The sequence below is a fragment of the Variovorax pasteuri genome (genome assembly GCF_051216435.1).
GTDB lineage: Bacteria > Pseudomonadota > Gammaproteobacteria > Burkholderiales > Burkholderiaceae_C > Variovorax.
On record NZ_JBPJZS010000002.1, the window covers coordinates 1,157,890 to 1,170,857 of the forward strand.

Genomic DNA, 12,968 nt, shown 5'->3' on the forward strand with positions numbered 1-12,968 from the left:
CCTGAACCCAGCCTGTTGCCGTACGAGCCCGTCCCCCGCCATCCCATGTTCTGCGGAGAGACAGCGCCCGGCCGCTCCCTAAGATGCGCCTCACCCCGGCCCGCAGGCCGGAGCGCAGAAAGAGGAGCCCCATGAAAATCGCCTTCGCCTCGTGCATGAACCTCCAACCCGGCCATGCGCAAGCGGTCTGGGAACGCATCGCGGCGCACCAGCCCGACTACCTCTTCCTGCTCGGCGACCAGATCTACATGGACTTCTTTCCCCACCTGGGGGAGCCCAGACAGTGGGCCGACGCCTACTTCGGGCAGGTCATGGCCGAGAAGTACACCGCGCAATGGAACACGCCGGGCTTCAAGGAGCTGTTCGCCAGCATGCGCGCGAAACAAGGCCCGCAAGGCGGCGTGTACGGCACCTGGGACGACCATGACTTTGCCTGGAACAACGCGAGCGGCACGCAAGTCAGCGCCACCAAGAAAGACATTTCACGCGCGCTGTTCGCGCAGTTCATGCACATCGACCCGCCGGTCGCCGGCCTGTACTACTCGGTGCCGCTGAGCCATGAGGGCCAGCGGATCGGCAGGGCCATCTTTCTCGACACGCGCTGGTACAGCGAGGAGCCGGGCGACCAGAACACGCTGCTGGGCGAAGCGCAGTTTGCGTTCCTCGCGCAGGAACTGCAGGCGGAAAACGGCTTCATCCTCATCTGCGCCGGCATGCCGATTCGCGCCACCGGCAACGGCTGGATGCGCTATCGCGACGAGTACGCCAGGTTTCGCCAGCTCATCCAGGGGCGCAAGATCATCTTCCTGTCGGGCGACATCCACGAGAACGCCTTCCTGCCGCCGGCGGGCGCCACGAAGATGTTCGAGGTCATCTCTTCGGGCGCATGCGTCACCAAGTACAAGCTCGTCGGCACGCGCGAGAACTTCGGCATCCTCGACTACACGCCGGCGGCCACCGACATCCGGCTGTTCGACAAGAACGGGCTCGAACACCACGACGTGATCGACAACGCCACGTTCGAGCACGAGGAACTGCAGTAACGAAGCAGGCGGCCTGCGCGCCCTACTTGCCCCACACCGTCCTGTACTGGTTGCGATACCCGTTGTCCGGGTCGAACACGTTCTTCGGCCCGCCGTCCTTGCCGACGTTGCCCACCGTCACCAGGTGCACCTTGGGCACGTAGCCCGACCACTTCTCCTTGGAGAACGCGCGGTTGAGCTCGTCCACGATCTGCCAGCCCTGCATGTTCAGCGGCTCCGGCACGGTGCCGGCCTGGAAGCGCTGCGTGCGGATGCGCTGATAGGCGGCCTCGGAGCCGTCGCCGGCCGACACGGCCTTGGGCGCGCCGTCGCCCTTCTTGCCCGCCGACGTGAGCGAGGGGCCCATGAAGTCGAAGTACAGGTCGTTGATGGCCAGCGAGTGCGTCCACTTGTCGCCGAAGCGCTGCAGCAGCGAGGTGGTGAGCTGCGGCATGCGCGTGGAGCTTTCGGAGATGGGGCTGTCCTCGAAGCTCAGCACCGTGCAGCCGCCGCACTTCTTGATGACCGCCTCCATGGCGCGCGCCTTGTACAGGGCAATGGCGTACTGCGAGTCGGTGAAGATCACCACGCCCGCCTTGCCGCCCGAGTCGGCCACCACCCACGAGGCCGCGACATCGGCCACGTCGTCGGTCACGGTGGTCACGTTGGCGAACAGGCCGGCCTTGTCGTTGGGGCCGGGCTGCTCGCCCGAGTGCCAGCCGACCAGCGGAATGCCCGAGGTGGCCGCGCCCGAGAACGCGGCCTTCTGCTCGGTGGTGTCGAAGCCGCCGACCACGATGCCCGCCGGCTTCACGGCCAGCGCCTGGTTGAGCGCGGCGGTGCGCCCGCTGACCGTGCCCTGCCCGTCGATGACGCGCACCGTCCAGCCGATGGCGCGCGCCGCCTCCTCCACGCCCTTGCTCACGCCCACGATGCCGCCGTTCTTCATGTCGCCCGCCACGAAGACGATGGTCTTGCCGGCCACGGCCTTGGGGCCGGTGGTGGGGCCGTCCCACTTCTCCTTGGTCATGGTCGCGACCTCGACCTTCTTCTTCGCGGCGTCCAGAAAGTCGTCGGCCATGGCCTTGGGCGCCAGCGTGGCGGCGCACAGGGCCAGCACGGCGGCGGCCGTGCGTGCGTGAACACTGTTCTTCATTGCTTGTCTCCAGTCGTTGTGGTGAATCGCCGTCGTCATTTCGACGGCGCGGGGGAAACAGGTTGCACTTGCGCCGTGGGGTCCGCCTGGTCGAGCTGGCGCTCGGCGATGCGCCGCTTGATCGACCGGTTGCGCCGCTGCTGCGCCCAGCCCGCGATGCCGATGGACACCAGCAGCGTCAGCCCGTTGAAGAGCGGCTCCACATAGAAGGCCCCGCCGAACTGCTGGATGCCCGAGATGCCGATGGCCAGGATGGCCACGCCCACCAGCGTGCCCCACACGTTCACGCGCCCCGGCCGGATGGTGGTGGAGCCCAGGAACGCGCCGACCAGCGCGGGCAGCAGGAACTCGAGCCCCACGCTGGCCTGCCCGATCTGCAGCCGCGAGGCCAGCAGCACGCCCGCAAAGCCCGACAGCAGGCCCGACGCGACGAAGGCGCCCATCACATGCTTGCGCACCGCAATGCCGTTGAGCTGCGCCGCCTTCGGGTTCGCGCCGATCACGTACAGCGCGCGGCCCAGCGGCGTGAACTCGGTGACCACCCACAGCGTGACGCTCACCGCGAGCACATAGAAAGCGCCGACCGGCAACCCCAGCAGGTTGCCGCCCGCGATGCCGACGAAGCCGTCGGGCAGCTCGCCCACCACCTGGCGCCCGCCGCTGTGCCACATGGCCACCGCGTAGATCACGGTGCCGGTGCCCAGCGTGGCGATGAACGAGTCGATCTGCGCGAGTTCCACCAGCAGCCCGTTGAGCACGCCGAACAGCGCCGCGCACAGCAGCACGACGAGCACCGCCACCGGCCAGGGCAGGCCCAGCTGCGTCTGCAGGCTGATGGCCAGGATGTGCCACAGCACGATGCCGTAGCCCACCGTGAGGTCGATCTTGCCGGTGATCATCGGAATGGTCGCGGCCAGCGCCAGCAAGGCGATGACCGACTTGTCGGCCAATATGGCGCGCAGGTTGAACAGCGTCGGAAAGGTGTCGGGCAACAGCACCGAGAACAGCAGCGCCAGCGCCACCGTGAGCATCACGAGCCCGTAGACCGGCAGCGCCCGGCCGATGCGCTGCGCGACGGACACGGCCTCGCCGTCGAGCGACTTGTCGGGCTCCAGCGCGGTGGACTTGATGGAACTGCTCATGTCAAAACTTCCTCGCGCGTTGCCGCGCCTGCTGCCAATGCCAGGAGTCTTTCGACCGTGATCGCCTCGCCCGTCAGTTCCGCGGCGATCAGCCCGTCGCGAAACACGAGCACGCGGGTGCACACGGTCGCGATTTCCTCGAAGTCGGTGGAGACGACGACCAGTGCGGTGCCGGCTTGCGCGCGCTCGCGCAGCACGCCGTAGATCTGCCGCTTGGCGCCCACGTCCACGCCCGCGGTCGGCTCCTCGAGCACCACCAGCGGCTTGTCGAGGTGGAACCAGCGCGCCAGCACCACCTTCTGCTGGTTGCCGCCCGAAAGCTGCTGCACCTCGGCAGACGGCGCGGGCGGGCTGATGCCGAAGCGCCGGATGAGGCCCAGCGCGCTGTCGTTCTCGCGGCGCGGCCGATCGAAGGCCAGGCCGCGATCGCCGTGCAATGCGGCGTTGGGAAACAGGTTCTCCAGCACGCTCATCGCGCCGCAGAGGTTTTCTTCGAGCCGCTCGCCGGCCACGTAGGCCACGCCGGCGCGGATGGCATCGGCCGGGCAGGTGAAGCCGCAGGGCTTGCCGAGCAGCTGCATGCGGCCGGCCGACAGCGGCTCGCGCCCGAAGATCGCGCGGCTGATGGCCTCGTGGCCCGCGCCGCGCAGGCCGACCAGGCCCAGCACCTCGCCGCGATGCACCGCAAGGCTCAGCGGCCCCGCATTGCCGCTGGCGGCACCGTCGAGCTGCAGCACGGGCTCGCTGCGCGCGGGCGCCTTCGCCTTGACCACCGAGGCCGACAGCGCCTTGCCGACGATCAGGCCGACCAGCTCGCCTTCGCTGGTTTGCGCCGTGGCCTTCACCGCCACCAGCTTGCCGTCGCGCATGACAGCCGCGCGGTCGGAGATGGCCATCACCTCGTCGAGCCGGTGCGACACGTAGAGCATGGCCATGCCCTGGCGCCGCAGTTCGCGCAGCACGCCGAACATGCGCTCCACGTCGCTCATCGGCAGGCTGGCCGAGGGCTCGTCGAGCACCAGCAACCGCGCCTTCACCTCGAGCGCGCGGCCGATGGCCAGCAGCGATTTCTCGGCGCGGGTGAGCGAGAACACGCGCCGGCCGGGGTCGATGTCGCAGCCCACGCGCGCCATCACGCGGCGTGCCGTGTCGTGGGCGGCGCGCCAGTCGATCAGCCCGAAGTGGCGCGGGTAGCCGGTGCCCAGGCACACGTTCTCGGCCACCGTCATCCATTCGACCAGGCCCAGGTCCTGGTGGATGAAGGCCACGGGCTGCTCGCGCCGGTCGCTGCGCCGCCACACGGCCTGCGGCTGGCCGTCGAACACGATCTCGCCCTGGTCCGCGGGGTAGATGCCCGCAAGCAGCTTGATGAGCGTCGACTTGCCCGCGCCGTTCTCGCCGAGCAGCGCCAGGATCTCCCCGGCGCGCACGTCGAGCGTGACGCCGTCGACCGCCTGCGTGCCGCCGAAGCGCTTGCTGACGGCCTGGAACTGCAGCAGGGGTGGAGGGCTCATGCCGCAGTCTGGCACCGCAAGAGATACCGGTAACTTAGGCTTTTCCCGTAGATATCGAAGTGGCAATTTCACTCTGTGAACGGCGCAGCGCGCGGTATCCTTCGCTGCACCGGACGCCGCGCCTTAGAAGGTATCGGTACCTCCTCATTGCGAATTCAAGGACAGCCCACCTTGCCCCCGACCAAAGCCCCCGCCCCCCCCACCCGCCCCGCGACGATGGCCGACGTGGCCGCGCGCGTCGGCGTGTCGAAGATGACGGTGTCGCGCGCGCTCAACCGCGGCGAGAGCAGCGACCGCGTGACCTCCGAGGCGCTGCGCCAGCGCATCCTGCAGGCCTGCGAGGAGATGGGCTACGTCATCGACCAGACGGCGCGCACCTTCTCCAGCAAGCGTTCGGGCTTCATCGCGGTGCTGATTCCCTCGCTCAACAACTCGAACTTTTCCGAGACCGCGCAGGGCATCACCGCAGCGGTGGAAGCACGCGGCCTGCAGGTGCTGCTGGGCTACACCGACTACCGCGTGGAGACCGAAGAGCGCCTGCTGCGCGCCATGCTCGCGCGCCGGCCCGAAGGCGTGATCCTCACCGGCGGCGCGCACACGCCCGCCGCGCGCGCCATGCTGCAGGCCGCGGGCGTGCCCGTGGTCGAGACCTGGGACCTGCCCGCCACGCCCGTGGGGCACACGGTCGGCTTCTCGAATGCCGAGGCGGCCGCGGCGATGGTGCGGCACCTGCACGGCAAGGGCTACCGGCGCATCGCCTACATCGGCGGCACGTCGAACCGCGACACGCGCGGCGCGGACCGCCAGCGCGGCTATGCGCAGGCCATCCGTGAACTGGGCCTGCCCGACGGCCGCGTCATCAGCTTCGGCCAGCCGCCGATCTCGATGGCGCAAGGCGGCGAGGCGGTGGCGCAGCTGATCCGGCAGTGGCCCGACGTGGACGCCGTCCTCTGCGTGTCCGACCTCTCGGCCTTCGGCGCGCTCATGGAATGCCAGCGCCGCGGCTGGAGCGTGCCGGGCCGCATCGCGATCGCGGGCTTCGGCGACTTCGAGGTGGCGCGTGCCTGCCACCCGCGCATCACCACCGTGGCGGTGGATTGCGTGGGCATCGGCAAGGCGGCGGGGGAGCTGTTGCTGCGCGTGCTGGACGGCACCCGCGAAGGGCATCGGCCGCCGGCGGAAACGGTGTTGATCCCGTTTCACATCGAGCAGCGCGAGAGCTCCTGAGCGGCGTCAGGCCGGCGCGGTTTGCGCGGCCGTGTCGGCGCCCGCGTTCGCGCCCACGTCCGCGAAATCGATCAGCACCTTCATCGCCTTCTGCCGATCGCTCGCCAGCTCGAAAGCCGCACGCGCCTGCAGCATCGGGAAGGTGTGCGTCACCACCGGCGACAGATCCACCCGGCCTTCGTTGATGAGCTTGACTGCAAGTGCGAATTCGGCATGGAAGCGGAACGAGCCGCAGATGCTGAGCTCCTTGGCCACCACCATGTTCTGCGGAATGCTCACGTCGCCGCCCAGGCCCAGCTGCACGACCACGCCGCGCGGGCGCATCACCTCCAGCCCGTCGCGCAGCGCGCGCTCGTTGCCCGAGCATTCGAGCATCACGTCGAAGGTGCCCTTGTCGGGCGAGTAGCGCGACACCCACTCCTTGTCCTTCGCGACGTTGATGACCTGGTCGGCGCCCATGGCGCGCGCAATGGCCAGCGGCTCGTCGACCACGTCGGTGGCGGTGATCTCGGCGGCGCCGTGCGCACGCGCCGCCGCGATGGCCAGCACGCCGATGGGGCCGCAGCCCGACACCAGCACACGCTTGCCCAGCAGCGGCCCGGCGCGCGACACGCCGTGCAGGCCCACCGAGAACGGCTCGGCCAGCGCGGCCAGGCGCAGCGGCACGTGGTCGGCCACCTTCACGCACTGCGTGGCCTCGCACAGCAGCATGTTGCGGAACGCCCCCTGCACGTGCGGCGTGCGCATGGCGCTGCCGTAGAAGCGCATGTCCAGGCACTGGTTGGGCAGGCCCTCCAGGCAGAACTTGCAGGCGCCGCACGGGCGGCTGGGGTTGATGGCCACCTTGTCGCCGATGCGAACGTTCTGCACGCCCGGGGCCACCGCCACCACCGTGCCGGCCACCTCGTGGCCCAGCACCATCGGCTCCTTGATGCGCACCGTGCCGAAGCCGCCGTTGTGAAAGTAGTGCAGGTCGGAGCCGCAGATGCCGCCCATGCCGACCTTCACCAGCACCTGGCCGGGACCGATTTCTCCGGCGTCCTGTTCGTCCAGACGCAGGTCGTCGGGCGCGTGGATCACGAGGCACATGCAACGCAAACGCATGATGTTTCTTTCTTCAGTTCAGTTCAGGTCAGGCGACGGGGGTGATCAGGGGCCGGCCCGCGAAGTGGGCCTCGAGGTTGCGGCGCACCAGCTCGCCCATGGCGCGGCGCGTCTGCTCGGTGCCGCTGCCGTGGTGCGGCGTGAGCACCACGTTGTCGAGCGCGGCAAAGCGCGGGTCGATGCGCGGCTCGTTCAGGAACACGTCGAGCGCGGCGCCGGCAATGCTTTTCTGTTCGAGCGCCTGCAGCAGCGCGCCTTCGTCGACGGTGGTGCCGCGCGACACGTTCACCAGCCAGCCCTTGGGGCCTAGCGCCTTCAGCACCTGCGCGCTGACGATGCCGCGCGTGGCCTCGCCGCCGGGCAGGATGACGATGAGCACGTCGCACCAGTCGGCCATCGCCTCCAGGCTGGCGAAGTGGCGGTGCGGACTGTCGGCCTTGGCCGTGCGGCTGAAGTAGCCCAGCTCCACGTCGAAGCCCGAGAGCCTGCGCGCGATGGTGCCGCCGATGCGTCCGAAGCCGGCGATGCCGACGCGCTGGCCGAACACGCGCGTGGCCAGCGGCATGCCGCCGTCGGCCCAGGCGCCGCTGCGCACGAAGGCATCGCCCGCCGGAATGCGCCGCTGCAACGCCAGCGTGAGGCCCACGGCCAGGTCGGCCACATCGCCGTTGAGCACGTCGGGTGTGTTGCTCACGCGGATGCCGCGCGCGCGGCAGGCGGCCAGGTCGATGCCGTCGGTGCCCACGCCGTAGCAGGCGATCAGCTCCAGCTTCGGCAGCGCCGCGATGAGCTCGGCATTGGCGCCCAGCTCGCCGCGCGTGGCGATGGCACGGATGTTCGCGGCATGCTCGGCGATGAAGGCCGCCCGGTCAGGCGCCTCCCAGAGGCGGTGCAGCGTGTAGGCCGACTGCATGGGCGTCATGTCCCATTCCGGGTAGGTGCCGGGCATCAGCACGTGCGGGGAGGTGGCGGTAGCGGTCAAGCGGATGTCTCCTGCGGATGACGGTAAGAAAGAACCGAATAAGATACCGGTAACTTTAACCCGTTGCCAATGGCACTGGCAACACAGGTTTCACCGGTTGACGGCCCTCCAGGATACCGGTAACTTAGCCGCCATCACGCTGTCATCGCCCCAGGAGTTTTTCTTGAAACTGTTCGATCTTTCCGGGCGCACCGCCCTCATCACCGGCTCCAGCAAGGGCATCGGCTTTGCGCTGGCCGAGGCGCTCGGCAACGCCGGCGCACGCGTGGTGCTCAACGCGCGCGACGCCGCATCGCTCGCCGCTGCCCGCGACGCCCTGCGCGCCAAGGGCATCGCGGCCGAGGCCGTGGCCTTCGACGTGACCGACGCCGCCGCGGTGGAAGCCGGCGTGGCCGCCATCGAGACCGGCATCGGCGCCATCGACATCCTGGTGAACAACGCCGGCATGCAGCATCGCGGGCCGTTCGCCGAATTCCCGATCGACGCCTGGCACAAGATCACCACCACCAACATCGACAGCGTGTTCCTGGTGGGCCGCTTCGTGGCGCAACGCATGATCGAGCGCCAGCGCGGCAAGATCATCAATGTGTGCTCGGTGCAGAGCGAGCTGGGCCGCCCGGGCATTGCGCCCTACGCCGCCACCAAGGGCGCGGTGAAGATGCTCACCAAGGGCATGGCGATCGACCTGGGCAAGTACGGCATCCAGGTGAACGGCCTGGGGCCGGGCTACTTCAAGACCGAACTCACGCAGGCGCTGGTGGCCGACGAGGCCTTCACGGGCTGGCTGTCGGGCCGCACGCCGGCCGGGCGCTGGGGCGATGTGGAAGAGCTCGGCGGCGCGGCCATCTTCCTGGCCTCGGATGCGTCCAGCTTCGTCAACGGCCACATCCTGTACGTGGACGGCGGCATCACCGCGAGCCTTTGACACCGTGCGCGCTGCAGCCTCCCCGCCGCAACGACGCCTGAGCGTGGTGGTCATGGGCGTGTCGGGCACCGGCAAGAGCAGCGTGGCCGCCGCGCTGTCGCAGATGCTCGGCGTGCCCTGGGTCGACGGCGACGACCTGCATGTGCCCGAGGCCGTGGCGCGCATGCGCGCCGGCCTGCCGCTGGCCGACGCGGACCGTTGGCCCTGGCTCGACGGCATCGGCGCCTGCCTGGCCGACCGCACCGCCGCGCCGCATGGCGTGGTGGTGGCCTGTTCGGCCCTGCGCCGCGCCTACCGCGACCGGCTGCGCGCCGCGTCGCCCGATTTGCAGTTCGTGTTCCTCGACGGGCCGAGCGCACTCATCCGCCAGCGCATGGCGCAGCGCGCCGGCCACTACATGCCGCCCGCGTTGCTCGAGAGCCAGCTGCAGACGCTGGAGCCGCCCGACGCGGACGAGACCGACGTTCTGCGTGCCGCCATCGACACGCCGGTCTCGCTGATCGTGGCGGACGTGGGCGCCCGGCTCCTTCAACGCAGGGCAAGCGCCCCCGTGACGAAAGTTTCCGCATGACCGCCCCCCGCCAGCGCGTGGCCGTGATCGGCGTCGGCATCATGGGCTCGGCCATTGCGCGCCGGCTGCTCGAATGCGGCCATGAGGTCCGCGTGTTCGACCCCGACACCGCGAAGGTGGCCGCGCTCGAGGCGCTCGGTGCCAAGGCCGCCGGCAGCGCGCAGGCGGCTGCGGCAGCCACCGACTTCGTCATCACCAGCCTCAACGCGGCCGCCACGGTGGAGCGCGCGATCTTCGGCGAGGCCGGCATCGCCTCGGCGCCGGCCGATGCGCAGCGCCTGCTGATCGACATGTCGTCGATCGACCCGCCCTCCACGCGCCGGCTGGCCGAAGCGCTGCGCGAGCGCACGGGCATGGGTTTCGTCGACACGCCGCTGTCGGGCGGCGCGCCCAAGGCGCTGCTCGGTCAGCTCACGGTGATGGCCGGCGGCAGCGAACACGATGTGCGCCGCGCACGCGCCGTCATGGACAGCCTGTGCGCCAACTACACCCGCATGGGCGACAGCGGCGCGGGCCAGACCACCAAGCTGGTCAACCAGCTGCTGTGCGCCATCGGCTTCCAGGCGGTGGCCGAGGCGGTGCGGCTCGCGGAGGCCGGCGGTGTCGATGCGTCGAAGCTGCCCGCAGCCTTGGCAGGCGGTCGCGCGGACAGCCAGATCCTGCGCGAGTTCGGCCCGAAGATGGCCGCGCGCGATTTCACGCCCACCGGCCGCATCGACAACATGCTCAAGGACCTGGAGGCGGTGCAGGCCTTCTCGCAGGGCGAGCGCCTGCCGTTGCCGCTGGCGGGCGCCGTCGCGGAACTGCACCGCAGCTTTGTCGCAGCCGGCCTCGGCGCGCAAGACACGGCCGCGATGATGCGGCAGTTCAGCGGCTACGAACGCGGCTGAGGCCCGGCGGGCCCACCCCGTTTCCACAACAGAAAAGAGACACCCATGTTCATCCGCTGCGCGTTCTTCAAGGGCCAGGTCAAGCCCGGCATGGAAGAGGCCTTCGACCAGCACGTGCACCAGAAGCTGGTGCCCTGTGGACCCGCTTTCCCGGCGCGCTCGAAGTGCGCGTGCTGCGCCAGCTCGAAAGCGACGTGAGCGACCCCACGCTGGCGATGGTGCTGTCCATCCGCTATGCGAGCCGCGAAGACATTGCCGCAGCGCTCGACTCCCCCGTGCGCTACGAAAGCCGCGAAGTCTCCAAGAAGCTGTTCGAGATTTTCGACGGCAGCGTCTTCCACACGGTGTTCAGCGCCGAGGAGTTCGCGCTCGCGGCTTCGGCGTCGCCTTCTTAGGCGTCGGCCTCTTCGGCTTAGCCGCAGGTTGCGAAGACCTGGGGCCCGCCTTGCCGTCCAGGTCCGCCAGCTCCCACACGCCGCCCTGCGCCGACACCAGCGCATGCGCGCTGTTGACCAGCCCGATGTGCGAGAAGGCCTGCGGAAAATTGCCCAGCTGGCGCTTCGCCACCGGGTCGTATTCCTCGGCGAACAGCCCCAGGTCGTTGCCCAGCGCCAGCAACCGCTTGAACAGCGCGCGCGCCTTGCGCACCTTGCCCATGGCCACGTACACGTTCGACAGCCAGAAGCTGCACGCCAGGAACGCGCCCTCCCCGCCTGCGAGCCCGTCCACGCCCTCCTCGGTGCGGTAGCGGTACACCAGCCCGTTGAAGACAAGCTCTTTCTCGACGCGCGCGATGGTGCCCTGCACCCGCGCGTCGTGGATCGGCAAGAAGCCGATCAGCGGCATCCACAGCAACGCCGCGTCGACCGTGTCGGCGCCGTAGTACTGCACGAAGGAATTGCTCACGGCGTCGTAGCCGCGCGCGCACACCTCGGCATGGATTTCGTCGCGCACCGCGCGCCATGTCTCGACGGGGCCTTCCAGGCCGAACTCGGTCGCGCTGGCGATCATGCGGTCGAAGGCCAGCCAGCACATGATCTTGGAATGCACGAAGTGGCGCGGCTCGCCGCGCACCTCCCACAGGCTGCAGTCGGGCTCCTTCCACAGCACCATCAGCTGCCTGGCAATGGCGCGCTCCAGGGGCCACACCTTGTCCATGTCCGAAAGCCCGGCCTTGCGCGCCGCATGAAAGGCCGCGATGACCGAGCCGAACACGTCGAGCTGCAGCTGCCCGTGCGCGCCGTTGCCGATGCGCACCGGCCGGCTGCCTTCATAGCCCGACAGCCAGCCGAGCTCGAGCTCCGTCAGGGAGCGTTCGCCGTGCAGGCCGTACATCACCTGCAGCTCTTCGGGTGAACCGCCCACCGCGCGCATCAGCCACCAGCGCCAGGCGCTGGCCTCTTCCACGTAGCCGGAGCCGATCAGCGCGTACAGCGTGAGCGCGGCGTCGCGCAACCAGCAGAAGCGGTAGTCCCAGTTGCGCTCGCCACCCGGCTGCTCGGGCAGCGAGGTGGTCGGCGCGGCGACGATGCCGCCGGTCGGCTCGTAGGTCAGCGCCTTGAGCGTGAGCAGCGAGCGCATCACCGGCTCCTGAAACTCGCCCCGGTAGCCGCAGCGTTCGGTCCATGCGCTCCACTCGGCGACGGTGCGCACCAGCAGGGCGCTGGCGTCGCGCGTCACCGGAGGCTTCAGGTGCGAGGGAAACCAGTCGAGGCAAAAAGCGATGGATTGGCCGGCGGACACGCTGAAGTCGGCAAAGCTCGCGAAGTTCTCGTTGGTCAGCGGCACGCCGGAGGTGATGCGCACCGCGTCGGGACCGGCCGTGGCGAACACCGCGCCGTCGCGCCGGTCCATCCACGGCATCCACTCGCCGTAGTTGAAGCGGATGCGGAACTCCGTGTGCATGGCCACGGTGCCCCGCACGCCCCGCACGATGCGCACCACCTCCTGCGTGCCGTCGGCTGCGGGCCGCGGCATGAAGTCGGTGACGGTGGCGGAGCCCTTCGCCGTGTCAATGGTGGTCTCGAGCACCACGGTGCCGGGCAGGTAGCGCCGCGTGACGCGCGCCTTGGGGTCCTTGGCGCGCATCGTCCAGTGGCCGTTGCGCTCGTCGCCCAGCAGGCTGGCGAACATGGCGGCCGAATCGAAGCGCGGCAGGCAGAGCCATTCGATGTCGCCACCGCGGTGCACCAGCGCTGCGCTGTGGGTCGAGCCGATGAGCGCGTAGTCGCCGATGGGGCGCGCCGCGCGGCGCTTGGGGGGAAGGGAAGATTGCTTTGGCAAGGCTGCCATCGTGACGCCAGGCGCTGCGGCGGCGCGCCGGAAAGCGGCGCGCGCCCGTGCCGGACAAAGCCTGACCGCGAGGTGTGCGAACTTGTTCGCAGTTCGCGCGGGATTCTTCTGGTGCCGCGCGCGACTTAACCATTGTTCGCTTT

Annotated in this window: 13 protein-coding genes; 7 read left to right on the plus strand and 6 right to left on the minus strand. The window is 69.5% G+C overall.

Features of this window, described 5'->3' with window-relative positions; genetic code table 11:
- Positions 1-131 precede the first annotated feature (131 nt).
- Positions 132-1,043: an alkaline phosphatase D family protein gene (locus ACSFBM_RS12525; protein ID WP_435484628.1), complete on the plus strand. Its 912-nt coding sequence runs from the start codon at positions 132-134 to the stop codon at positions 1,041-1,043.
- Positions 1,044-1,065: 22 nt separating this feature from the next.
- Here ACSFBM_RS12525 and ACSFBM_RS12530 read toward each other — a convergent pair whose 3' ends face one another.
- The 3 genes from ACSFBM_RS12530 to ACSFBM_RS12540 are packed head-to-tail and all read right to left on the minus strand — an operon-like array spanning position 1,066 to position 4,834.
- On the minus strand, positions 1,066-2,178 hold the full coding sequence (locus ACSFBM_RS12530) for an ABC transporter substrate-binding protein (RefSeq protein ID WP_435484629.1): 1,113 nt from the start codon (positions 2,176-2,178) through the stop codon (positions 1,066-1,068).
- Positions 2,179-2,213: 35 nt separating this feature from the next.
- A complete protein-coding gene (locus ACSFBM_RS12535; protein ID WP_435484630.1) occupies positions 2,214-3,320 on the minus strand; it encodes an ABC transporter permease in 1,107 nt (368 codons plus the stop codon).
- Positions 3,317-4,834: a sugar ABC transporter ATP-binding protein gene (locus ACSFBM_RS12540; protein ID WP_435484631.1), complete on the minus strand. Its 1,518-nt coding sequence runs from the start codon at positions 4,832-4,834 to the stop codon at positions 3,317-3,319. Before ACSFBM_RS12540 ends, ACSFBM_RS12535 begins: the two co-directional genes overlap by 4 nt.
- Positions 4,835-5,050: 216 nt before the next feature.
- On the opposite strand from ACSFBM_RS12540, the gene ACSFBM_RS12545 reads away from it, so the two are divergent.
- Entirely contained in the window at positions 5,051-6,061 is a 1,011-nt protein-coding gene (locus ACSFBM_RS12545; protein WP_435484797.1) for a LacI family DNA-binding transcriptional regulator, read from the plus strand.
- 6 nt (positions 6,062-6,067) lie between these two features.
- On the opposite strand, the gene ACSFBM_RS12550 is transcribed toward ACSFBM_RS12545, so the two are convergent.
- Both ACSFBM_RS12550 and ACSFBM_RS12555 read right to left on the minus strand, forming a co-directional pair.
- On the minus strand, positions 6,068-7,165 hold the full coding sequence (locus ACSFBM_RS12550; RefSeq protein ID WP_435484632.1) for an L-idonate 5-dehydrogenase: 1,098 nt from the start codon (positions 7,163-7,165) through the stop codon (positions 6,068-6,070).
- Between the two features lie 28 nt (positions 7,166-7,193).
- Positions 7,194-8,147: a 2-hydroxyacid dehydrogenase gene (locus ACSFBM_RS12555; RefSeq protein ID WP_435484633.1), complete on the minus strand. Its 954-nt coding sequence runs from the start codon at positions 8,145-8,147 to the stop codon at positions 7,194-7,196.
- Between the two features lie 163 nt (positions 8,148-8,310).
- Between ACSFBM_RS12555 and ACSFBM_RS12560 the strand changes: the two genes are divergently transcribed.
- From ACSFBM_RS12560 to ACSFBM_RS12580, 5 genes are read left to right on the plus strand one after another with little or no spacing between them, the layout of a single operon-like run.
- Positions 8,311-9,072 carry an SDR family oxidoreductase gene (locus tag ACSFBM_RS12560; protein ID WP_435484634.1) on the plus strand — a complete coding sequence of 254 codons (762 nt, stop codon included), beginning with the start codon at positions 8,311-8,313 and terminating at the stop codon, positions 9,070-9,072.
- 4 nt (positions 9,073-9,076) lie between these two features.
- Positions 9,077-9,643, plus strand: a complete 567-nt coding sequence (locus ACSFBM_RS12565; RefSeq protein WP_435484635.1) for a gluconokinase — start codon at positions 9,077-9,079, stop codon at positions 9,641-9,643.
- Positions 9,640-10,533 (plus strand): NAD(P)-dependent oxidoreductase, encoded by an 894-nt coding sequence (locus ACSFBM_RS12570; RefSeq protein WP_435484636.1) that lies wholly within the window; start codon positions 9,640-9,642, stop codon positions 10,531-10,533. The genes ACSFBM_RS12565 and ACSFBM_RS12570 overlap by 4 nt, the downstream gene beginning before the upstream one ends.
- A gap of 45 nt (positions 10,534-10,578) precedes the next feature.
- Positions 10,579-10,731 (plus strand): hypothetical protein, encoded by a 153-nt coding sequence (locus ACSFBM_RS12575; RefSeq protein ID WP_435484637.1) that lies wholly within the window; start codon positions 10,579-10,581, stop codon positions 10,729-10,731.
- Positions 10,704-10,928, plus strand: a complete 225-nt coding sequence (locus tag ACSFBM_RS12580; RefSeq protein ID WP_435484638.1) for a hypothetical protein — start codon at positions 10,704-10,706, stop codon at positions 10,926-10,928. Before ACSFBM_RS12575 ends, ACSFBM_RS12580 begins: the two co-directional genes overlap by 28 nt.
- Here ACSFBM_RS12580 and ACSFBM_RS12585 read toward each other — a convergent pair.
- Entirely contained in the window at positions 10,882-12,825 is a 1,944-nt protein-coding gene (locus tag ACSFBM_RS12585; RefSeq protein WP_435484639.1) for a glycoside hydrolase family 15 protein, read from the minus strand. The two genes, ACSFBM_RS12580 and ACSFBM_RS12585, sit on opposite strands and share 47 nt — an antisense overlap.
- Positions 12,826-12,968 lie beyond the last annotated feature (143 nt).